Source organism: Pseudomonas sp. HY2-MNA-CIBAN-0224, assembly GCF_040310285.1.
Lineage (GTDB): Bacteria > Pseudomonadota > Gammaproteobacteria > Pseudomonadales > Pseudomonadaceae > Aquipseudomonas > Aquipseudomonas helleri.
Genome location: NZ_JBEOPQ010000021.1, coordinates 54,300 through 74,751, shown reverse-complemented (window position 1 = coordinate 74,751; position 20,452 = coordinate 54,300). Strand labels below are relative to the sequence as shown.

Sequence of the window (20,452 nt, the reverse complement as noted above, 5' to 3'; positions counted from 1 at the left end):
CCTTCTAAGCACAACACATGACCTGTAGGAGCGAGCTTGCTCGCGATCTTTTAAAGATCAAAAGATCGCGAGCAAGCTCGCTCCTACGGGATTGACCGGTAAATGCATGACTCAGCTCACCCTCACCAAACTCGCCTGGACGCCCTTGGGCCACGGCCATTGTCATCACCAGTTCAAGCTGCGTGATGCCAACCTGCACGTGGCGGCCGGTGAGTTTGTGGGGCTGATCGGGCCCAACGGCAGCGGTAAAACCAGCCTGTTGCGCTGTGCTTATCGCTTCAGCAAACCCGAAGCGGGCGAGGTTCATCTCGGCCCGCACAACCTGTGGCAACAATCACCACGCTGGTGCGCCCAGCGCATCGCCGTGGTGCTGCAAGAATTCCCTGTCGCCTTTGGCCTGACCGTTGATGAAGTGGTCGCCATGGGCCGTACCCCGCACAAAGGCCTGTTTGACGGCGACACCCAAGCCGACCGCGAACTGGCCAGAGACGCCCTCGAATCCGTCGGCCTGCAAGGCTTTGAAGACCACGCCTTCGCCACCCTCTCGGGCGGGGAAAAACAGCGTGTGATCCTGGCCCGCGCCCTGACCCAGCAACCTGACCTGCTGATCCTCGACGAGCCGACCAACCACCTCGACCCGCGTTATCAGCTGGAGCTGCTGCAACGGGTCAAGCGCCTGAACATCGGCACCCTGGCCAGCATCCACGACCTTAATCTGGCGGCGGCGTTTTGTGATCGGCTGTACGTGATCAACCACGGCAAGATCATCGCCAGCGGCACGCCGCGCGAGGTGTTGACCGTTGAATTATTACGCAACGTTTTCGGCGTGGACGCGCTGGTCGACGACCATCCACTGTCCGGCTACCCCCGCATTACCTGGATAACCCAACCATGAAGCTGATCCGTCTCGCCCTGTGCCTGGCTGCTTTATTCGGCGCACAACTGGCCCAGGCCGACGCCACGACCTACCCGCTGACGATTAAAAGCTGCAACCGTGACGTGACCTTCACGCAAGCGCCCAAACACGCGGTCAGCCACGACATCAACATGACCCAAATGATGCTCGCCCTGGGCCTCAAGCCGCGCATGGCCGGGTACAGCGGCATCAGTGGCTGGAAGTCGGTAACGCCCGAGATGAAGGCCATTCTCGACGGCCTGCCCGAGCTGGCCAGCAAGTACCCGTCGGTTGAAACCCTGCTCAATGCCAACGTTGATTTCTTCTTCGCCGGTTGGGATTACGGCATGCGCGTGGGGGGTGATCTCACGCCGCACACCCTCACCCCGCTGGGTATTAACGTGTATGAGCTGACCGAGTCATGCGCGTTTGTGATGAAGCGCCCTCCCGCCAGCATGGAAGACACCTACAACGACCTGCGCAACCTCGGCAAAATCTTCGACGTGCAAGACCGCGCCAACGCATTGATCGCACAGATGCAGGCCAAAATCGCCGACGTGCAAAAGTCTCTTCCGGCGTCAAAACCCCGGGTGTTTCTGTATGACAGCGGCGAAGACCGCGCCATGACCTCGGGCAAGCTGGGCATCCCCCACGCGCTGATAGAGGCCGCGGGTGGCGATGACATCCTCAGCGACATCGACGCCAGCTGGACCCGCGTTAACTGGGAAACCGTGGTCGAGCGCAACCCCGAGGTCATCGTGATCGTCGACTACAGCGAAGTCACCGCCGAGCAAAAACAGCGCTTTCTCGACCCCAACCCGGCCCTGCAATCGGTGGACGCCATCAAGCACAAACGCTTTATCGTCATCCCCTACGTGCAAGCCACGCCGGGCATCGACAACGTGCTGGCCATCGAAACCCTGGCCAAAGGGTTTCACCCACAATGATGTCTAACCGCTACGCCCTGTTACTGATCAGCCTTGGCGCACTGCTGCTGGTGTCATGCGTGGTGTCGCTGGGCTTTGGCCCGGCGCGGGTGCCGGTCGACGTGGTGTGGCACATTTTGTTGAATAAAATGTTTGGCCTCGGCGAGGTGAGCTGGAGCGCTGGCCAGGAGCACATCGTGTGGCTGATCCGCGTGCCGCGCATGCTGCTCGGCGCCTTGGTGGGGGCGGGCCTGGCGTTGATCGGAGCGGTGTTGCAAGCCGTGACCCGCAACCCGCTGGCTGATCCGCACTTGCTCGGGGTCACCAGCGGCGCGACGTTGGGCGCGGTGATTGTGGTGCTGCACGTGGGCGAAATCGTCGGCCTGCTGACCTTGCCCATTGCCGCCTTTATCGGCGCCCTGCTGAGCATGCTACTGGTACTGGCCATCGCCAGTCGTCAGGGGCGTCTGGACAGCGACCGCCTGCTGCTGTGCGGCGTGGCCGTGTCGTTCGTGATGATGGCAGTGGCCAACACCCTGCTGTTTTTGGGTGACCACCGCGCCAGTTCTGCCGTACTGTTCTGGATGCTCGGCGGCCTCGGGCTGGCCCGCTGGGAACTGCTGGCCGTGCCCAGCGCCGTGGTGCTGCTAGGGCTGTTTTTGCTGCTGGGCATGGCCCGCCCGCTGAACGCCTTGATGGCCGGCGAGCAAACCGCCGTGACCCTCGGCCTGAATGCGCGCAATGTGCGACTCAAGGTGTTCTTGATCGCCTCACTGATGACCGGCGTGCTGGTGGCCATCAGCGGTTCCATCGGCTTTGTCGGTCTGATGATCCCGCATATCGCCCGGCGTCTGGTGGGCGCTGAACACCGGCGTTTACTGCCGATTTCAGCGCTGCTGGGCAGCGTGTTTCTGGTCTGGGTCGACGTCGCCGCCCGCACCCTGATAGCCCCCGAAGACCTGCCCATCGGCGTGGCCACAGCGGCCATCGGCGGATTGTTCTTTATTGGCTTGATGCGCAAGCGTTAAAGCTCATCGCGCAGCACCCCCGGCTTGGGCGTCACGGTGGGTTGCAGGGGGCTGGGCGTCGTCCACTCAAAGCCGCCTTCGGGTTCAAGCTCAAAGTACGGGTCGCGGTACAGACCGAGAGCCGGCCATGTCGGGCTGGTGACCAGCACACGCAGTTGCCCGGCCTTGGCCATTTCAGTGAGTATTTGCCGGGAGGTTTTGGGCAACGATGTCGGCTGGGCGTTCTCGACAAAATAGCCCGCCTCGGTGCGTTCAAACGCTTTTTTCGGCCCGCACATCTGGACTTCCCGGGCTTCATCACCTGCCGAGTACAGCAGCAGGGCACCATCATTGGTCGACACGTACACATGGACCTCGTAGCGCTCGTCACCGGCGCGATTGGCCAATTGCTCCATGGCCACCGACGCATAGCAAAGGTCCACGGGCCACGGCATGTTCTGCACACGCTTTTTATCCGCCTCACTTAGCGCAGTGACGTGCCTGACATCACGCGCAACCTGCAGGCGCCGTACCGAATAACCGGCGGGTAAAATCGGTCGCAACGGATCCTCACTGGTCTTGTGCCGATGGCTGATTACGATCAGCTCGGCGGCATTGGCCTGCAGGCCGTTGCTCACCTCTGGCTGCAGCGCCACCCAACTGTCGCTACTCAGGTTGTGCAAGGTCGCCCCCATGGTATTGAGGGTGTGAGGGCGTTTAAGTTGCCGATGCACAGCCCGCGCGGCGTCATCGGGATGTGCGTAAACAGGGCCCAACGCTATAACCCGCGGGTGGTTTTGCTCCGCCAGCAGTTCTCTGACACTGGGCTTCCATGTCGCCAACACCGGGCCAGGGTTGACCCACACAGCACAGGTTTTGATCACCGTGAGTTCGCCGCTCTGCGCCAGCTCGCGGGCGTAGGTCACAGCGGTCTGCCCCAGGGTGGTCAGTTGCTCCATCATCCAGTTACCGGAATCGCGGAAAATCCCCGCCGTAATCAAACTTGAAAGGGTGCCCGGCAAGTAGCGCAACAACCCCCCTGTTGCTGGCGCGAGATACAGCGCCGGGTTCAGCTTCTGGGGATAGGCTTGATCGTCAAGGGTCGAGAGCGTGACCAGCGCAGTGGCTATGTCACGCGGCGAGATGAGCGCTTGATAAACAGCATCAGCGAGCAGGACGGCTGGCACTTGCGGGGCCGCAAGGTACATCGCGCAGACGCTAAAGCCTTCGGGCCACTGGTAACGCTGTGTCATGGCGTCGTAAGCAAATACCTTCCTCAGACTCAAATACGTATCGGTATGCGGTTGCGTCGCAACATAGGCTTCACCTTGAGTGCTTTTCAATACAAAGCCGTATAGCACCTCTTTACGTGCTCCTAGCTGAGCGTGGGCATATCGAACGGCATCCTGCTCTTGGGTAAAAATCGGGCTGCACGCAGGTATTCGCACAGCCTCATTTAAGCTATCGCCAGCCAGTGGCAACATCGATCGGGCAGCCACCACCCCCGGCGCGCCCCAACAGGCGCTGCCCTTGATGACTTCCAGTGCGCCGGTGGCGGCTATACCGGAAATATACTGGCTGGGTTTGAGCTTGTTGGCTCGCAAGCGCTGCTGAATCGAGTTCTTGCGTACATTCCACACGTCCGCTGGAAGAGGCGTTAACTGACTCAACATGCGCAGCTCATCCTTTGAACCACTGGGAGAATATTTGAGCAATGCGCCCTCTTGTGTCGAAAAATAGCGCGTCCTGATCCTGCCACGGTCATTAATGGCTGCGCCGACCTCATGAGGCTCCAGCATATTTCGGTATAACTGTTCTTCTTGCGCTGAACGCCACAGTTGCAAAGGCCAAACGCGATGGGTGTGATACATCGCCACCGGGGTGCAGCCTGGTGGTGCAAATGACTGAACTTCAGGCGGTATAACGGTATTGATATCAAAGGTTTCAGTGCTGACCGCCAAAGGCTCGGTGACGACAAAGCGCTGGTCGGCACGCTGATAGATAACACCGCCCAAGACCTTCTTGTCCCGGCCCGCTATGCGCTCATGAACATACAACGCGGCATCATCGGCACTGATAAAGCACGGGCTCAACAACCGGCGCGCAAAGTGCTCATAGGGCTGCCACTGCGCAGTGACACGCCCCGCACGGCTCCATAAATCGCTGGTGTACAACACACTCAATTCACCGGCTGCGGCCATTTCCTTGACATAGAGCCTTGACTTATAAAACCCCAGGCGCAGGTCGCCAGCGATCCTGATCCAGCCCCGATCATTTGTGGGGCTAAGAAACTGTTGTTCCGCCGCCGAAAACGTAGACACGTACTCTAGAACGGCGCCATCTCGGCCCAGAATGTATAAAGGTATCGCCCTGGTACTCTCATTATCCTTGAGCCGACTCTCAGAACGCGCCGCCGTAATACCTGTCGCCATGTACATGGGGTCAATAAAGTGCTTGAAGACTGTGGATTCGTCTGCCGGCAAGCTGCTTTGCGCCCGATGTTGATTCTCGCCACAATACACACCAACGATTTCAAAACCTTGCGGCAGCAGAACATCACCTTGCGCGGTCGTAGAAAACACCAATGCCTTGGCAAAGACTGAAGCCGAGAGCGAAACATCGACTGATGCTTGCAACTCTATAGTCTTCTTGGTCAGAGGCATGGGTTCAGTGGCGATAAACGTCCCTGAAGCTCTGTTCTCAAGCACAAACCCATAATGGCTTTCGACAACGTGTTCACTGCGATTGCGCACATAGTTGAGCAACGCTTTCAACGAGGTCGCAATAGGGCTGAAAGCCGGTCGCAGCAACGCACCGGGGACAACATCAAGGGTATTACCCGGTTTGTACAGTTTGAACGTGCCGTCTACTTTCCCCACTTTCCAGCCCCAGACCTCAGAAGACTGGATAACATTCAACGTCCCCGCATAGGCGATTGCACGTATATACCCGTCAATCGAATCGAACGTCAGCCTTTGCTCGCGCGCATCATTGAAAAAGCGAATGGCCAACTTCTCTTCAAGGGCAGAACCACTGGCCTCGTACTTCAGAAGCACACCATTGACGGCCGACAAATAGTGCACCGAGGCAAAGTAGGTGTTCAAGTGATTCACGCCAATATCAATACTCGAAAAAAACTGCACTGTCGTAGTGATTTGTGCCGTGCTCCAGTCATGGAACAATTTTTTCAACAGATCGTAGTCAGCGGGGTGCGAATGGTAAAAGGCATAGCAGGTGTACCCCGGCGGATGAACAAACTGGCCTTCAGCATTACTTGAAGCCACAAGCCCGGGGTCGAAGTTGCTGGTCTTTCCTCTCACAGGCCGGGTTGCAAAATAACGCCCTTGGGCGTCCTTTAAAATCATGCCGCCATATTCGACGGCGCGCTGATCGCCAATCAATTCATGGGCAAAGCGCGCTGCGTCGTCCGGCGCTATAAAAGCAGGACTCAGATCCGGCAATTGAACACTGTGGTTAGCCAATTGGCGCTTTTGCCGACCACCTTCTTTATCTGAACTCATCATGATGTGGACCCTTGTCTGGAAAATGACCGGGCGAGTGCACGGTCACTTTCCATGTTTCACTTGAAGGTGCACGCCAAGGGGCTATTTAGTTATCGAGTTGCCCTGAAACATCACAGCTCATCACGCTCCGGACCTGACCGCCACGGTGGCAGAGCACCGGCCCAATCGAACGCATCGTCAGGTATCGGCTCGAACACCGGGTCAAACAGGCGGCCGGATTCTGACCAGGTTTTACTGGTGACCAACACATACAGATTGCCCGATGCCGAGATCTCCTTAAGCATCTGCTCGGTCCTCTTGCCGGTGCTGGTGGCATGCAAGCGCTCTTCAAAATAGGCCTGCGATGTACTCAAAAGTCCGAACGAGCGACCACAAAGTGTGTCTGTCGCTTGGGTGTTACCGGCACTTTGGTACAACAACAGCGCGCCATCATCGGTGGACACATACGCATTGGCGTAGGCGGTGGTTCGGGGCAAATGGGCCGACAGTTCGTCCTGCACACGTTCGGCATAACAGAGATCGGTTGGCCAAGGGGTATTTTTAAGACGCGCCGTTTCCCCCACGCTGCCCGCCTTGACGGTCCTCATATCACGGGAAAAGTGCAGGCGCCGCACCTGATAACCAGACGGAAACGTCGGGCCTTGCCAGCGCTCCTGGGGTCTGTTGCGGTGAGTCCTCAACACTTGCTCGGCCACATTGGCAAACAGGCTGCTGCTCACCTCCGGCTCCAGGGCCACATGGGTATCGGTATTGGATTGGCTCAACACACCGCCCAAGACGTTAAAGGTGTGCGGGGTTTTGAACTGACGATGCACATAGCGTGCGGCGTCGTCAGCAAAGGCAAACACCGGGGACAAGGCGTAGCGGATGGTGTTCATCAGGACCTGCTCTTGCACATACGGATTCCACACCACTGACACCGAGCCCACATTGCGCCACACGTCGCTGACGTTCAATACAGTCAGCTCACCACTGGCGGCGACTTTGCGGATATAACTCACCGCGGTGAGCTCCAACCGCGCCAGCTTGTCGAGCATCCCTCGGCCATCGTCGCGAAAGATATCCAGCCCCAGCACTTTTGAAATACTGCTCGGCACATAACTTAACAGGGCGCCGGACGCCGTTGAGAGATAGATCGGCGGGTTGAGTGCCAACGGGTAGCGCAGGTCCTTGATCGTCGACAGCGTCACCAGCGCGACAGCTATATCACCGGGTGACAGGAAGTCCTGATAAACCGCATCTGCCTCCAGCAGGCGAGTTTTTTTAGCCGCGCCCAGGTACATCGCACACAGATGAAAACCCTCAGGCAAAACGTAGGATGAAGTCGAGTTCGAATAGGGGAATATCCGCTTCAGGCTCATGTACCCATTCGGCACCGGATGGGTCGCCACATACTCTTCGCTCAAATCACTTTTAAGAACAAAGCCGTACTGCACGTTGCCACGCTCCCCCATCAGGCTATGGGCAAACCGAACGGCATCCTGCTCCTGAGTGAAAATCGGGCTACACACTGGCTGTACCGTGGCATCGGCCTCTACCGGGTCAGGTCGTGGGAACTGCGTATCGCCTTTGATCATCCCCCTTGGCCCCCACACCTTGCCGGGCTCAATCACCTGCAGATCGCCCGAGCGCGCGACATCGGTAATAAAGGCAGCAGGTTTGAGATCGCCAGAGAACAACGACAGCTCTGTGACACTGCGATGGACTTTTTCGGGGCTGTCAGCCGGTGGTTTTACCTGCGCCAACAGTAGGCGCTCAGCGTCTGAGCCACTGGGCGAATATTTAATCAGCGAACCATCCGCGCAGGACAGGTAACGGACGGGATACTGCGCCCTGTTTTCAATGGCAACGCACAGTTCATGGGGTGTAAACATGGCGTGATACAGCAGGTTTTCGTTGTCAGTCCAGGTGCTTTGCAGCGTGTGGACACGGTGCGTGAAGTACACCCCGGCCACTGTGCACCCCACAGGGGCAAGCGCCGCCATCGGGCTGGGCAGTACGGCATCGGCATCAAAGAACTCGGTTTCCGCTCTCAATGGCTCAGTCACAAAAAAACGTTGATCTTGACGCTTGTAAATCAGCCCACCCAACACAGCAGCGTGTCGGTGTTTCATTTCTTTATGGGCATATCGGGCCGCATCATCGGCCGACTTGAACAACGGGCTGTGCGTACGGCGCTGGAACTTGCGATAGGCTTTCCACTGGCCATTCAGCCGGCCGGGCGTGCCCCACAGGTCACTGCCGTACAACACCTTCAGTTCCCCGGCACGCGCCAGCCCACGAATGTATTCGGCAGGGCTGACATGGCCGGCCAATACATCGCGCGTCATCTGCAACGTCTGACTGCCAGTTGCTAGCGCGAGGTACTTGCCCTCTTCGGCTGACAACAACGAGTTGTACTGCACCAGCGCACCGTCGCGGGTTGCAATAAAAATCGGCAAAGCTGCTGCCTCCGGGCTCGATCTGGCCATCCTCGCCATGCTCAAGGCGCCCGCCATCAGCTCAGGAGGAATAAAACCCTTGAAAATCCGTTGCTCATCCGCCGGTACCTGGCTGGGGTCGTAGTAGGTGGCGCAGGCATAGTAAATGCCCAGAATGCTGAAGTCCGGGTCCATGTAATAAGAAAAAGCATCGGCACCGTGCTTCTCGAAAATATGGTCCAGCGGCGACATAAAATCTTTGCCCACCACGGGCTCGGTGATCACATATTCTTTTTTTGTCTTGTGTTTGAGTATCAGACCGTATTGATGCTCGGAAATGGCCAGCACCCGCTGACGCATGTACCTCAACACGGCGTTAAGGCTTGAATAGATCTGGCTGTACGCGGGAATTTTGAGCAGTTTTTCGGAAAGGTCCACGTGTGCTCGCGACGAATAAATCCTGAAACCCTGATCAATTCTGCCAACTTTCCCACCCCATACTTCGCTGGTTTGCAGCACTGTCAATTGACCGATGCTGGCCACTTTCAAAATATAGTCCTGCATCTTCTTGACCGGGTAAGGGGTATTGGGATCGGTCAAATTCGTCAGCTTCGGGTAATACTCAGACTCCTCCTTAGAACCGCTACTGACATATTTGATCAGCGAACCGTTCAGGCCCGACAGGTAATGGGTGTTCGTGAAGAAATTGTGCTGGATCGTGAAGGCAATATCGGGCGGTGAAAAAAAGCTCATCGCGGTGACAACATCTTCTTTGCTCCAGTCGGTGAAGTAGTCTTTGATCTCTGCAAAGTTAAGCGGATGCGAATGGTAGAACCCGTAGCACACAAAACCCGATGGCGAAATGAAATGCCCCTGCGCATCCGTGGACAGCACCTTCTCGGCATCGAATAATCGGCCCTGCCCCTTGATGGGTCTGGTGGCGTAATACTTGCCCTTGGTACTGCGCAAAATGACCCCGCCGTATTCAACGTCACGTTGATCGCCAATCAGATCATGGGCGTAACGGGCCGCATCATCAGGCGTCAGAAACGCGGGGCTCAGTTCAGGTAAAGCCACAGTCGAGGCGCGAGAGCTACGCGCAACTCGCTTGCTTATAAAGTCGATCATTTCAGGTGTCCTGTTCTAGCCCATGACCGTGGCAACAGGGCCACGGCCAACGCAGCCACGCTGCGCCCTCTTATCTTCAGCAACGCCCGGTACTGGCAGGTGGTAGTTAGTTAGCAGGTCGGCACCAAAGCCGGGCATCGCCGTGCACGCAGCTCAGCAACAGGCCCCGTCATGGTGCGCAAGCCTTAGCGCTCATGCCCCAAAACCCTGCACTAGACGCCCTGCACCACTTCGGCACAGACCTTGCAAAAACCCTCTCAGTGTTCGTATCGACCCCTTAAAAAAACGAGACATCTGGAGATCGGCCCATGAAGCGTCGTAGCTTGATCAAAGCGTTCACCCTCTCGGCATCCATTGCCGCCATGGGTCTGACCTGGACGGTGCAAGCCGCCGAGACCATCAAGGTGGGGATTCTGCACTCGTTGTCCGGGACCATGGCGATCTCTGAAACCTCGCTCAAGGACATGGCCTTGATGACCATCGACGAGATCAACGCCAAGGGCGGGGTGAACGGCAAGATGCTTGAACCGGTGGTGGTCGACCCCGCTTCCAACTGGCCGCTGTTTGCCGAAAAGGCCCGCCAGTTGCTGACCCAGGACAAAGTCGCGGTGGTGTTCGGTTGCTGGACCTCGGTGTCACGCAAATCGGTACTGCCGGTGTTTGAAGAACTCAACGGCCTGCTGTTCTACCCGGTGCAATACGAAGGCGAAGAAATGTCGCCCAACGTGTTCTACACCGGTGCAGCGCCTAACCAGCAAGCCATCCCGGCAGTTGAGTATTTGATGAGCGAAGACGGCGGCAGCGCCAAGCGCTTCGTGCTGCTGGGCACCGACTACGTGTACCCGCGCACCACTAACAAAATCTTGCGTGCGTTCCTGCACTCCAAGGGCGTAGCCGACAAGGACATCCAAGAGGTCTACACGCCGTTTGGTCACAGCGATTACCAGACCATCGTGTCCAACATCAAAAAGTTCTCGGCGGGTGGCAAGACGGCGGTGATCTCCACCGTAAACGGCGACTCCAACGTGCCGTTCTATAAAGAGCTGGCCAACCAGGGCCTGAAAGCCACCGACGTGCCGGTGATTGCGTTCTCGGTGGGCGAAGAAGAACTGCGCGGCATCGACACCAAGCCGCTGGTGGGCAACCTCGCCGCCTGGAACTACTTCGAGTCGGTGGATAACCCGGTCAACAAGAAGTTTGTCGATGACTGGAAAGCCTACGCCAAAGCCCACAACTTGCCGGGTGCTGACAAAGCCGTGACCAACGACCCGATGGAAGCCACCTACGTGGGTATTCATATGTGGGCGCAGGCGGCAGAAAAAGCCAAGTCCACCGATGTCGATAAAGTCCGCGAGGCCATGGCCGGCCAGACCTTCGCCGCGCCGTCGGGCTACACCCTGACCATGGACAAGACCAACCACCACCTGCACAAGCCGGTGATGATCGGCGAGATCCAGGATGACGGCCAGTTCAACGTGGTATGGCAAACCCCAGAACCCATCCGCGCCCAGCCATGGAGCCCGTTCATTCCTGGCAACGACAAAAAACCGGACGCCCCGGTGAAAAGTAACTAACCCCCGGCAGCATCGTTGTGCCGCTGTGGGAGCGGGCTTGCTCGCGAATGTATCGACGCGGTTTCTTGCCAAAACCGCATTGAATGAATCGCGAGCAAGCCCGCTCCCACAGGGATGTTGAGTTGTTTCTATTTGCGCAAGGCTAAAACTATGCCCACTGCCCTTTTTCGTTTTATCTGCGCACTCTTGGTGTTGCTGCCACTGGGCGCTTACGCCGATGACGCCAGCGACTTTGCGGCGGCCAATAATTCGGTGCAGGCCCAGCTCCTCGAAAGCTGGGCTGCCCAGCCCACCCCCGCCCGTGTTGAACTGATCAACAGCCTGCAACAGGGGCAAGTCACCGTCGACGGTCAGGTCAAAACCTTGCGCCTGAACAACCGTCTGCGCGGTCTGGTTGAAACCGCCCTGGCCAGCCACCAACTGCTGGCCGCCGACCCGAAACTGCGGCTGAGCGCCGCCCAGCAACTGCAAAAATCCGCCAAACCGGCGCAGCTTAAATTCCTCGACCAGCAACTGGCAGAAGAAACCGACAGCGATGTGCACACAGCCTTGAGCCTGGCGCTGGCCAATCTGCAACTGGTCGATCCGGACCCCGCCGTACGTTTGAGCGCCGTGCGTTTGCTCGGTGAAACCGGCGAACCGCTGGCCCGCACCCGCCTTGAAAACCTGCTGCAACCGGACGTCGAAACCAACGCCACGGTGCGCACCGCCGCCGAAACCAGCCTGGCCCAAGTCAAACGCAAACTGCTGATCGGCGACCTGCTCGGCCAAGCCTTCAGCGGCTTGTCGCTGGGCTCGATTCTGCTGCTCGCGGCCCTCGGCCTGGCCATCACCTTCGGCTTGCTGGGGGTGATCAACATGGCCCACGGCGAGATGCTGATGCTCGGCGCCTACTCGACCTATTGCGTGCAGTTACTGTTTCAACGCTTCGCCCCCGGCGCCATCGAGTTCTACCCGTTGCTGGCCCTGCCGGTAGCGTTTTTCGTGACCGCCGCCATCGGCATGGTGCTGGAGCGCACCATCATTCGCCACCTCTACGGCCGTCCGCTGGAAACCCTGCTGGCGACGTGGGGCATCAGCCTGATCCTGATCCAGTTGGTGCGCGTGCTGTTCGGCGCACAAAACGTCGAAGTGGCCAATCCGGCCTGGCTTTCGGGCGGGATTCAAGTGCTGCCCAATCTGGTGCTGCCGTACAACCGCCTGGTGATCATTGTTTTCGCCTTGGCTGTGGTCTTCCTGACCTGGCTGCTGCTGAACAAAACCCGCCTGGGCCTCAACGTGCGCGCTGTCACCCAGAACCGCAACATGGCCGCCTGCTGCGGCGTGCCGACCGGGCGTGTGGACATGCTCGCCTTTGGCCTGGGCTCGGGCATTGCCGGGCTCGGTGGCGTGGCTCTGAGCCAGATCGGCAACGTCGGTCCGGACCTCGGTCAGGGCTACATCATCGACTCGTTCCTGGTGGTGGTGCTGGGCGGCGTCGGCCAACTGGCGGGCACCGTGTACGCGGCCTTCGGGCTGGGCATCGCGAACAAGATTCTTGAACCACAGATCGGCGCCGTGCTCGGCAAAATCCTGATCCTGGGGCTGATCATTCTGTTTATCCAGAAGCGCCCGCAAGGTCTCTTCGCGCTTAAAGGACGGGTGATCGACTGATGAATCAGCCTCTGATGCTTACCGCCACACAAAAAGCCGGGCCCACCGTGACTGCACTGGTCGGCGGCCTGATCCTGCTGGGGCTGCTGGCCATGCCGCTGCTCTCGCTATTGCCTGCCGACAGCCCGTTTCAGGTGTCGGCCTACACCCTCACGCTGGTGGGCAAGATCCTCTGCTACGCCATCGTCGCCCTGGCGCTGGACTTGGTCTGGGGTTACGCCGGGCTGCTGTCACTGGGCCATGGCTTGTTCTTTGCCCTGGGCGGCTATGCCATGGGCATGTACCTGATGCGCCAGGCCTCGGGTGACGCGCTGCCAGACTTCATGACCTTTTTGTCGTGGACTGAACTGCCGTGGTACTGGGTCGGCACCGAGCACTTCTGGTGGGCGATGTGCCTGGTGGTGCTGGCGCCCGGTTTATTGGCCCTGGTGTTCGGCTTTTTCGCCTTCCGCTCGCGGATCAAAGGCGTGTACTTCTCGATCATGACCCAAGCGTTGACCTTTGCCGGGATGCTGTTGTTTTTCCGCAACGAAACCGGCTTTGGCGGCAACAACGGCTTCACCAATTTCCGCAGCATTCTGGGCTTTGGCATCACTGAGCCCGGCACCCGGGCGGTGCTGTTTCTGGCCACGGTGCTGTTGCTGGTAGCCAGCCTGTTTGTCGGCTGGCGCCTGGCCCGCAGCAAATTTGGCCGGGTGCTGACGGCGCTGCGCGACGCCGAAAACCGCCTGATGTTCTGCGGCTATGACCCGCGCGGTTTCAAGTTGTTTGTCTGGGTACTGAGCGCAGTGCTGTGCGGTCTGGCCGGGGCGTTGTATGTGCCGCAAGTGGGCATCATCAACCCCGGTGAAATGTCTCCGACCAACTCCATCGAAGCCGCCGTGTGGGTCGCCCTCGGCGGGCGCGGCACCTTGATCGGGCCGCTGCTCGGCGCGGGCGTAGTCAACGGCATGAAGAGCTGGTTCACCGTGGCCTTCCCTGAATACTGGCTGTTCTTCCTCGGCGCGCTGTTTATCGTCGTCACGCTGTACCTGCCCAAGGGCATCATCGGCCTATTGAAGAAACGGGGTGAACAATGAGGAACGTCATGCTCGAACCTGTACTCGACCCCAACAAGGACGCGGGCAGCGGCCGCGACGCCATCGGCTTGGGCCACACTGCCGGCAAGGGCCTGAACACCCGCCACGGCACCATCCTGACGCTCGAAGACATCAGCGTCAGCTTCGATGGTTTCAAGGCCCTGAACAACCTCAACCTGTACATCGGCGTGGGTGAGTTGCGCTGCATCATCGGCCCCAACGGTGCCGGTAAAACCACGATGATGGACGTCATCACCGGCAAGACCCGGCCCACCGAAGGCCAGGCCTGGTTTGGTGAAACCCTGGACCTGCGGCAAATGAGCGAAGTGCAGATCGCCCAGGCCGGGATTGGCCGCAAGTTCCAGAAGCCCACCGTGTTTGAAGCCTTGAGCGTGTTCGAAAACCTCGAACTGGCGCAGAAAACCGACAAGTCGGTGTGGGCCAGCCTGCGCGCCACCCTCAGCGGCGAGCAAAAAGACCGCATTGCTGAAGTGCTCGAGACCATTCGTTTGAGCAGCTCGGCGCAGCGTCAGGCCGGGTTGCTCTCCCACGGCCAGAAGCAGTTCCTGGAGATCGGCATGCTGCTGATGCAAGACCCACAGCTGTTGCTGCTGGACGAGCCGGTGGCGGGCATGACCGACGCCGAAACCGAGTTCACCGCCGAACTGTTCAAGAGCCTCGCGGGCAAACATTCGCTGATGGTGGTGGAGCACGACATGGGCTTTGTCGGATCCATTGCCGACCACGTCACCGTCTTGCACCAGGGCAGCGTACTGGCCGAAGGCTCGCTGGAGCAGGTGCAGGCGGATGAACGGGTGATTGAGGTGTATCTGGGTCGTTAGAGAACCTGTAGCCGCTGCCGCAGGCTGCGATCGAGCGCGCAGCGGTCGCGCTCTTGAAATTTTGAAGCCCCTGCGGGCCTTATCGCAGCCTGCGGCAGCGGCTACAGGGTTCGCACAGGTCAAAAGGAATCTGAACATGCTTCAAGTCGAAAAGCTGCACCAGTACTACGGCGGCAGCCACATCCTGCGCGGCCTGTCGTTTGAGGTCAAAGTGGGCGAAGTCACCTGCCTGCTGGGGCGCAATGGCGTGGGCAAAACCACGCTGCTCAAGTGCCTGATGGGCTTGCTGCCGGTCAAGGAAGGCAGCGTGCAATGGGAAGGCAAGACCATCACCACGCTCAAACCCCACCAGCGGGTGCACGCCGGTATTGCCTACGTGCCCCAGGGTCGCGAGATTTTCGGGCGCCTCACTGTTGAAGAAAACCTGCTGATGGGCCTGTCGCGCTTTCCCGGCTCCGAAGCCCGTGAAGTGCCCGCGTTTATCTACGAGCTGTTCCCGGTATTGCTGCAAATGAAGCACCGGCGTGGCGGCGATTTGTCCGGTGGCCAGCAGCAACAACTGGCGATTGGCCGTGCGCTGGCCAGCCGGCCACGGCTACTGATTCTCGACGAACCCACCGAAGGCATTCAGCCCTCGGTGATCAAAGAGATCGGCGCGGTGATCAAAATGCTCGCGGCACGCGGCGACATGGCGATTTTGCTGGTGGAGCAGTTCTACGACTTTGCCGAGGAACTGGCCGATCAGTACCTGGTGATGTCACGGGGCGAAATCGTTCAGCAAGGCCGGGGTGAAAATATGCAAACAGAAGGTGTGCGCGGGCTGGTGACGATTTAATCTGTCACTCTTTCCGGGTAAAAAGTCCTACATATGAACGTGCCTGCCAACACCGCGCTGTTCACCCCCAGCTGGCACGCCGAGCTGGCGCTGGGCTATGGGCGTTTCGGCGACAGTACGCGCCCGACCCTGCGCCGCCACCTCGGCCCACTGCGGGTGCAAAAGCACCTGTACGCCGAAGGCCCCGAAGTGTGCCAGCACATCATCGTCCACCCGCCCGGCGGGATTGCGGGCGGTGACCGGCTGGACATCAGCGCCAACGTCGGCCCCGATGCCTGGGCGCAACTCACCAGCCCCGGCGCAGCCAAGTGGTACCGCGCGGCGGGCCCAGCCTTCCAGAGCGTCACACTCAACGTGGCCGCAGGCGCGACCCTCGAATGGCTGCCACAAGAAACCATCGTGTTCAGCGCGGCCCAGGCCGACATCAGCACGCGCATTGAGCTTGAGGGCGATGCCCGGCTGTTTTACTGGGACATGGTGGCGCTGGGCCGCATGGCCAGTGGCGAACGATTTGAACGCGGGCATTTTCAATCGCACCTGGATATTCGTCGCGACGGCCAATTGCTCTGGCATGAGCGCCAGCGCATCGTCGGTGATGACGGGCTGCTGGACTCCCCTATTGGCCTGGACGGCAACCCGGTGTTTGCCACGTTGCTGGTGACCGGTGAGATCAGCGCTGAACTACTGGAAACCTGCCGCAGCCTGCCGAACCCGGTACGCGGGGATTTGACCCAGTTGCCGGGGTTGCTGGTAGCCCGCTGCCTGGCCACCGAAGCCTTGCAGGCGCGGGGCTGGCTGATTGAGTTATGGCGCTTGCTGCGCCCGGCACTGCTGGGCCGCGAGGCGCTTGCACCCCGAATTTGGAGCACTTGATGCACTCTCTGTAGGAGCGAGCTTGCCTCGCGATCTTTTGAGCGCTTAAAAGATCGCGAGGCAGGCTCGCTCCTACAGTCCCTATTTTTCTGATTTAAACACGGACTCCACCATGGACCTGACTCCACGCGAAAAAGACAAGATGCTGATCTTCACCGCCGGCCTGTTGGCTGAGCGTCGACTGGCCCGGGGGGTGAAACTCAATTACCCGGAAACCATCGCCTATATCTCTGCTGCCCTCCTCGAAGGCGCCCGCGATGGTCGCACCGTGGCCGAACTGATGCACTACGGCACCACCCTGCTGTCGCGTGAGCAGGTGATGGAAGGCATCCCGGAAATGATCCCCGACATTCAGGTTGAAGCCACCTTCCCTGACGGCACCAAGCTGGTCACCGTCCACCAACCCATCTCCTGAGGCTGCGCCATGTCTTACGTTATTCGTGATGCCGTCGCGGGCGACTTGCCTGCCATTCTCGACATTTACAACGATGCCGTGCTCAACACCCTGGCGATCTGGAACGAGCAAACCGTCGACCTCGACAACCGCCAGCAGTGGTTCAACGCCCGCCAGGCCCAGAGGTATCCGATTTTGGTGATCGTCGACGATGCCGATATTGCCTTGGGCTATGCCTCCTTTGGTGACTGGCGGCCCTTTGAAGGCTTTCGCAACACCGTCGAGCATTCGGTGTACGTGCACCCCGACCAGCGCGGCAAAAAACTGGGTCCCAAGCTGCTCGCCGCACTGATTGAACGCGCCCGATGCTGCGGCAAGCACGTGATGGTGGCGGCCATCGAAGGCGGCAATGCGGCCTCGATTCATGTGCATAAACAACTGGGTTTCGTCACCAGCGGGCGCATGCCGCAGGTCGGGATCAAATTCGGCAACTGGCTCGACCTGACCTTTATGCAACTGATGCTCAACCCCGGCGCACTTCCACCACAGGAGGGTGGGCAATGACCACCGAACAACCGATTCAAGTCACCGCGTCCACGTTCGCGCAGTACCGCGAAGGCTTGATCGAGCTGCTGGTCGACGCCGTAAAGCACGGAGCTTCGGTCGGCTTTATGGGCGACTTTGACCTGGCCCAGGCCAATCGTTACTTCGACGATGTGCACACGCAACTGGCACAGGGCAACCTGCTGCTATGGGTGCTGGTCGAGGATCAGCGCGTGCTGGCCAGCGTGCAATTGGCGCTGTGCCAACGGGCCAACGGCCTCAACCGCGCCGAAGTGCAAAAGCTGCTGGTGCTCAACGAAGCCCGCCGCCGTGGTCTGGGCCAAGTGCTGATCCATGCGCTGGAGCAAGGCGCACGCGAGCAAAAACGCGGCCTGCTGCACCTTGATACCGAGGCCGGTTCACCCGCCGAAAACTTCTACAGCGCGCTGGGCTACACCCGTGTCGGCGAACTGCCCAACTATTGCCAAAACCCTAACGGCACCTACGCGCCGACAGCCATCTACTACAAAACCTTGAGTGAACCGCAATGATTCCAGGCGAATACCGGATTGAAGCGGGCGAGATCGAACTCAACGTCGGTCGCCGCACCCACACCCTCAGCGTGTCCAACCGTGGCGACCGGCCGATTCAGGTGGGCTCGCACTATCACTTTTTCGAGACCAACGACGCGCTGATGTTTGATCGCGGCGACAGCCGTGGCATGCGCCTCAACATTCCGGCGGGCACAGCGGTGCGCTTTGAGCCCGGGCAAACCCGCGAAGTGGAACTGGTGGAACTGGCCGGGCTGCGTCGCGTGTTCGGCTTTGCCGGGCGTGTGATGGGCAATCTGGATTAACCCAAATCTGTAGCCGCTGCCGCAGGCTGCGATGGGTCGCGCAGCGGCCCCGGTTTTTTCAGAGTGAACGAAGGTCCTTCGGCCCTCATCGCAGCCTTCGGCAGCGGCTACAGGGTTCGACTCAACGCTTAGGAACGTGCAATGAAAATATCCCGCCAGGCTTATGCCGACATGTTCGGTCCTACTGTGGGTGACAAGGTTCGCTTGGCCGATACCGAGTTGTGGATCGAGGTCGAGCAGGATTTCACCACCTACGGTGAAGAAGTAAAGTTCGGCGGCGGCAAGGTAATTCGCGACGGCATGGGCCAGAGCCAGTTGCTCGCCGCCGAGGTAGTCGACACGCTGATCACCAACGCGCTGATCATCGACCACTGGGGCATCGTCAAAGCCGATGTGGGCCTAAAAGACGGCCGCATCCACAGCATAGGCAAAGCCGGTAACCCGGACATCCAGCCCAACGTGACCATCGCCATCGGCGCCAGCACCGAGGTCATTGCCGGTGAGGGCATGATCCTCACCGCAGGCGGCATCGACACGCACATTCATTTCATCTGCCCCCAGCAAATCGATGAAGCGCTGAACAGCGGCGTGACCACCATGATCGGCGGCGGCACCGGTCCCGCTACCGGCTCCAACGCCACCACCTGCACCTCCGGCCCTTGGCACATGGCGCGCATGCTGCAAGCCGCCGATTCGTTCCCGATGAACATGGGTTTTACCGGCAAGGGCAACGCCAGCCTGCCGCAGCCGTTGATCGAGCAGGTCGAAGCCGGCGCCATCGGCCTCAAGCTGCACGAAGACTGGGGCACCACGCCCGCCTCAATCGATAATTGCCTGAGCGTGGCCGACCTGTACGACGTGCAGGTGGCGATTCACAGCGACACGCTGAACGAGTCCGGCTTTGTCGAAACCACCCTGGCCGCGTTCAAGGGCCGCACCATTCACACCTACCACACCGAAGGTGCAGGCGGCGGCCACGCCCCGGACATCATCAAGGCCTGCGGTTTCACCAACGTGCTGCCCAGTTCGACCAACCCGACCCGGCCGTTTACCCGCAACACCATCGACGAACACCTCGACATGCTGATGGTTTGCCATCACCTGGACCCGAGCATTGCCGAAGACGTGGCCTTCGCTGAAAGCCGTATCCGCCGCGAGACCATTGCCGCCGAAGACATTCTTCACGACCTGGGCGCGTTCTCGATGATCAGCTCCGACAGCCAGGCCATGGGCCGGGTGGGTGAGGTGATTACGCGCACCTGGCAAACCGCCGACAAAATGAAGAAACAACGCGGCCCGTTGCCAGAAGACACGCCCGGCAACGACAACTTCCGCGCCAAACGCTACATCGCCAAATACACCATCAACCCGGCCATCACCCACGGCATCAGCCATGAAGTGGGCTCGATTGAGGTGGGCAAATGGGCCGATCTGGTGCTGTGGCGCCCGGCGTTTTTCGGGGTCAAACCCACGTTGATTCTTAAAGGCGGTGCCATTGCATCGAGCCTGATGGGCGACGCCAACGGCTCGATTCCAACGCCGCAGCCGGTTCATTACCGCCCCATGTTCGCCAGCTACGGCGGCTCGCGGCATGCCACCAGCCTGACCTTTATCAGTCAGGCGGCGGCCGACGCCGGGGTCCCGGAAAAGCTCGGGCTGAAAAAGCAGATTGGCGTGGTCAAAGGCTGTCGCGATGTGCAAAAAACCGACCTGATCCACAACGGCTACTTGCCCCACATCGACGTTGACCCGCAGACCTATCAGGTCAAGGCTGACGGCGTGTTGTTGTGGTGCGAGCCCGCCGACGTGCTACCGATGGCGCAGCGGTACTTTTTGTTCTGACAACAGGCTGCAGTGAATAAAGCTGCACGCGATCGGACCCTCGCGTGCAGCCCTCAGTGAT

Annotated in this window: 16 protein-coding genes; 14 read left to right on the top strand and 2 right to left on the bottom strand. The window is 59.4% G+C overall.

Annotated features, from left to right (window positions below):
- Positions 1–106: 106 nt before the first annotated feature.
- The 3 genes from AAEZ03_RS12335 to AAEZ03_RS12325 are packed head-to-tail and all read left to right on the top strand — an operon-like array spanning position 107 to position 2,849.
- Positions 107–895 (top strand): ABC transporter ATP-binding protein, encoded by a 789-nt coding sequence (locus tag AAEZ03_RS12335; protein ID WP_350578944.1) that lies wholly within the window; start codon positions 107–109, stop codon positions 893–895.
- Positions 892–1,842 carry an ABC transporter substrate-binding protein gene (locus tag AAEZ03_RS12330; RefSeq protein WP_350578941.1) on the top strand — a complete coding sequence of 317 codons (951 nt, stop codon included), beginning with the start codon at positions 892–894 and terminating at the stop codon, positions 1,840–1,842. The genes AAEZ03_RS12335 and AAEZ03_RS12330 overlap by 4 nt, the downstream gene beginning before the upstream one ends.
- Positions 1,839–2,849, top strand: a complete 1,011-nt coding sequence (locus tag AAEZ03_RS12325; RefSeq protein WP_350578938.1) for a FecCD family ABC transporter permease — start codon at positions 1,839–1,841, stop codon at positions 2,847–2,849. The genes AAEZ03_RS12330 and AAEZ03_RS12325 overlap by 4 nt, the downstream gene beginning before the upstream one ends.
- On the opposite strand, the gene AAEZ03_RS12320 is transcribed toward AAEZ03_RS12325, so the two are convergent.
- Both AAEZ03_RS12320 and AAEZ03_RS12315 read right to left on the bottom strand, forming a co-directional pair.
- Positions 2,846–6,352: a DUF4329 domain-containing protein gene (locus tag AAEZ03_RS12320; RefSeq protein ID WP_350578935.1), complete on the bottom strand. Its 3,507-nt coding sequence runs from the start codon at positions 6,350–6,352 to the stop codon at positions 2,846–2,848. The two genes, AAEZ03_RS12325 and AAEZ03_RS12320, sit on opposite strands and share 4 nt — an antisense overlap.
- Before the next feature lie 110 nt (positions 6,353–6,462).
- Positions 6,463–9,900 carry a DUF4329 domain-containing protein gene (locus AAEZ03_RS12315; RefSeq protein WP_350578932.1) on the bottom strand — a complete coding sequence of 1,146 codons (3,438 nt, stop codon included), beginning with the start codon at positions 9,898–9,900 and terminating at the stop codon, positions 6,463–6,465.
- Positions 9,901–10,208: 308 nt separating this feature from the next.
- Here AAEZ03_RS12315 and urtA point away from each other — a divergent pair, with 308 nt between their 5' ends.
- The 11 genes from urtA to ureC all read left to right on the top strand — a co-directional run bounded on the left by urtA (position 10,209) and on the right by ureC (position 20,391).
- Positions 10,209–11,474: an urea ABC transporter substrate-binding protein gene (urtA, locus tag AAEZ03_RS12310; protein ID WP_153336617.1), complete on the top strand. Its 1,266-nt coding sequence runs from the start codon at positions 10,209–10,211 to the stop codon at positions 11,472–11,474.
- Positions 11,475–11,624: 150 nt separating this feature from the next.
- Positions 11,625–13,127 carry an urea ABC transporter permease subunit UrtB gene (gene urtB, locus AAEZ03_RS12305; RefSeq protein WP_350578929.1) on the top strand — a complete coding sequence of 501 codons (1,503 nt, stop codon included), beginning with the start codon at positions 11,625–11,627 and terminating at the stop codon, positions 13,125–13,127.
- On the top strand, positions 13,127–14,206 hold the full coding sequence (urtC, locus tag AAEZ03_RS12300; RefSeq protein ID WP_350578926.1) for an urea ABC transporter permease subunit UrtC: 1,080 nt from the start codon (positions 13,127–13,129) through the stop codon (positions 14,204–14,206). The genes urtB and urtC overlap by 1 nt, the downstream gene beginning before the upstream one ends.
- Positions 14,203–15,048: an urea ABC transporter ATP-binding protein UrtD gene (gene urtD / locus AAEZ03_RS12295; RefSeq protein WP_350578923.1), complete on the top strand. Its 846-nt coding sequence runs from the start codon at positions 14,203–14,205 to the stop codon at positions 15,046–15,048. Before urtC ends, urtD begins: the two co-directional genes overlap by 4 nt.
- Positions 15,049–15,184: 136 nt before the next feature.
- Positions 15,185–15,883 (top strand): urea ABC transporter ATP-binding subunit UrtE, encoded by a 699-nt coding sequence (gene urtE, locus AAEZ03_RS12290; RefSeq protein ID WP_048366540.1) that lies wholly within the window; start codon positions 15,185–15,187, stop codon positions 15,881–15,883.
- Positions 15,884–15,916: 33 nt separating this feature from the next.
- A complete protein-coding gene (locus tag AAEZ03_RS12285; RefSeq protein WP_350578920.1) occupies positions 15,917–16,756 on the top strand; it encodes an urease accessory protein UreD in 840 nt (279 codons plus the stop codon).
- Positions 16,757–16,868: 112 nt separating this feature from the next.
- Positions 16,869–17,171, top strand: a complete 303-nt coding sequence (gene ureA, locus AAEZ03_RS12280) for an urease subunit gamma (RefSeq protein ID WP_350578918.1) — start codon at positions 16,869–16,871, stop codon at positions 17,169–17,171.
- 9 nt (positions 17,172–17,180) lie between these two features.
- A complete protein-coding gene (locus AAEZ03_RS12275; RefSeq protein ID WP_350578916.1) occupies positions 17,181–17,714 on the top strand; it encodes a GNAT family N-acetyltransferase in 534 nt (177 codons plus the stop codon).
- Entirely contained in the window at positions 17,711–18,244 is a 534-nt protein-coding gene (locus tag AAEZ03_RS12270) for a GNAT family N-acetyltransferase (RefSeq protein ID WP_123751187.1), read from the top strand. The genes AAEZ03_RS12275 and AAEZ03_RS12270 overlap by 4 nt, the downstream gene beginning before the upstream one ends.
- Entirely contained in the window at positions 18,241–18,549 is a 309-nt protein-coding gene (locus AAEZ03_RS12265) for an urease subunit beta (protein WP_048366545.1), read from the top strand. Before AAEZ03_RS12270 ends, AAEZ03_RS12265 begins: the two co-directional genes overlap by 4 nt.
- A gap of 141 nt (positions 18,550–18,690) precedes the next feature.
- Complete coding sequence (gene ureC, locus AAEZ03_RS12260; protein ID WP_048366546.1) at positions 18,691–20,391, top strand: urease subunit alpha; 1,701 nt, start codon at positions 18,691–18,693, stop codon at positions 20,389–20,391.
- The last annotated feature ends 61 nt before the right edge of the window (positions 20,392–20,452 follow it).

Bases quoted from the DNA above. Each gene is read 5' to 3' on its own strand.
- AAEZ03_RS12335 (WP_350578944.1), top strand. From the start codon at position 107: ATGACTCAGCTCACCCTCACCAAACTCGCCTGGACGCCCTTGGGCCAC.
- AAEZ03_RS12330 (WP_350578941.1), top strand. From the start codon at position 892: ATGAAGCTGATCCGTCTCGCCCTGTGCCTGGCTGCTTTATTCGGCGCA.
- AAEZ03_RS12325 (WP_350578938.1), top strand. From the start codon at position 1,839: ATGATGTCTAACCGCTACGCCCTGTTACTGATCAGCCTTGGCGCACTG.
- AAEZ03_RS12320 (WP_350578935.1), bottom strand. From the start codon at position 6,352: ATGATGAGTTCAGATAAAGAAGGTGGTCGGCAAAAGCGCCAATTGGCT.
- AAEZ03_RS12315 (WP_350578932.1), bottom strand. From the start codon at position 9,900: ATGATCGACTTTATAAGCAAGCGAGTTGCGCGTAGCTCTCGCGCCTCG.
- urtA (WP_153336617.1), top strand. From the start codon at position 10,209: ATGAAGCGTCGTAGCTTGATCAAAGCGTTCACCCTCTCGGCATCCATT.
- urtB (WP_350578929.1), top strand. From the start codon at position 11,625: ATGCCCACTGCCCTTTTTCGTTTTATCTGCGCACTCTTGGTGTTGCTG.
- urtC (WP_350578926.1), top strand. From the start codon at position 13,127: ATGAATCAGCCTCTGATGCTTACCGCCACACAAAAAGCCGGGCCCACC.
- urtD (WP_350578923.1), top strand. From the start codon at position 14,203: ATGAGGAACGTCATGCTCGAACCTGTACTCGACCCCAACAAGGACGCG.
- urtE (WP_048366540.1), top strand. From the start codon at position 15,185: ATGCTTCAAGTCGAAAAGCTGCACCAGTACTACGGCGGCAGCCACATC.
- AAEZ03_RS12285 (WP_350578920.1), top strand. From the start codon at position 15,917: ATGAACGTGCCTGCCAACACCGCGCTGTTCACCCCCAGCTGGCACGCC.
- ureA (WP_350578918.1), top strand. From the start codon at position 16,869: ATGGACCTGACTCCACGCGAAAAAGACAAGATGCTGATCTTCACCGCC.
- AAEZ03_RS12275 (WP_350578916.1), top strand. From the start codon at position 17,181: ATGTCTTACGTTATTCGTGATGCCGTCGCGGGCGACTTGCCTGCCATT.
- AAEZ03_RS12270 (WP_123751187.1), top strand. From the start codon at position 17,711: ATGACCACCGAACAACCGATTCAAGTCACCGCGTCCACGTTCGCGCAG.
- AAEZ03_RS12265 (WP_048366545.1), top strand. From the start codon at position 18,241: ATGATTCCAGGCGAATACCGGATTGAAGCGGGCGAGATCGAACTCAAC.
- ureC (WP_048366546.1), top strand. From the start codon at position 18,691: ATGAAAATATCCCGCCAGGCTTATGCCGACATGTTCGGTCCTACTGTG.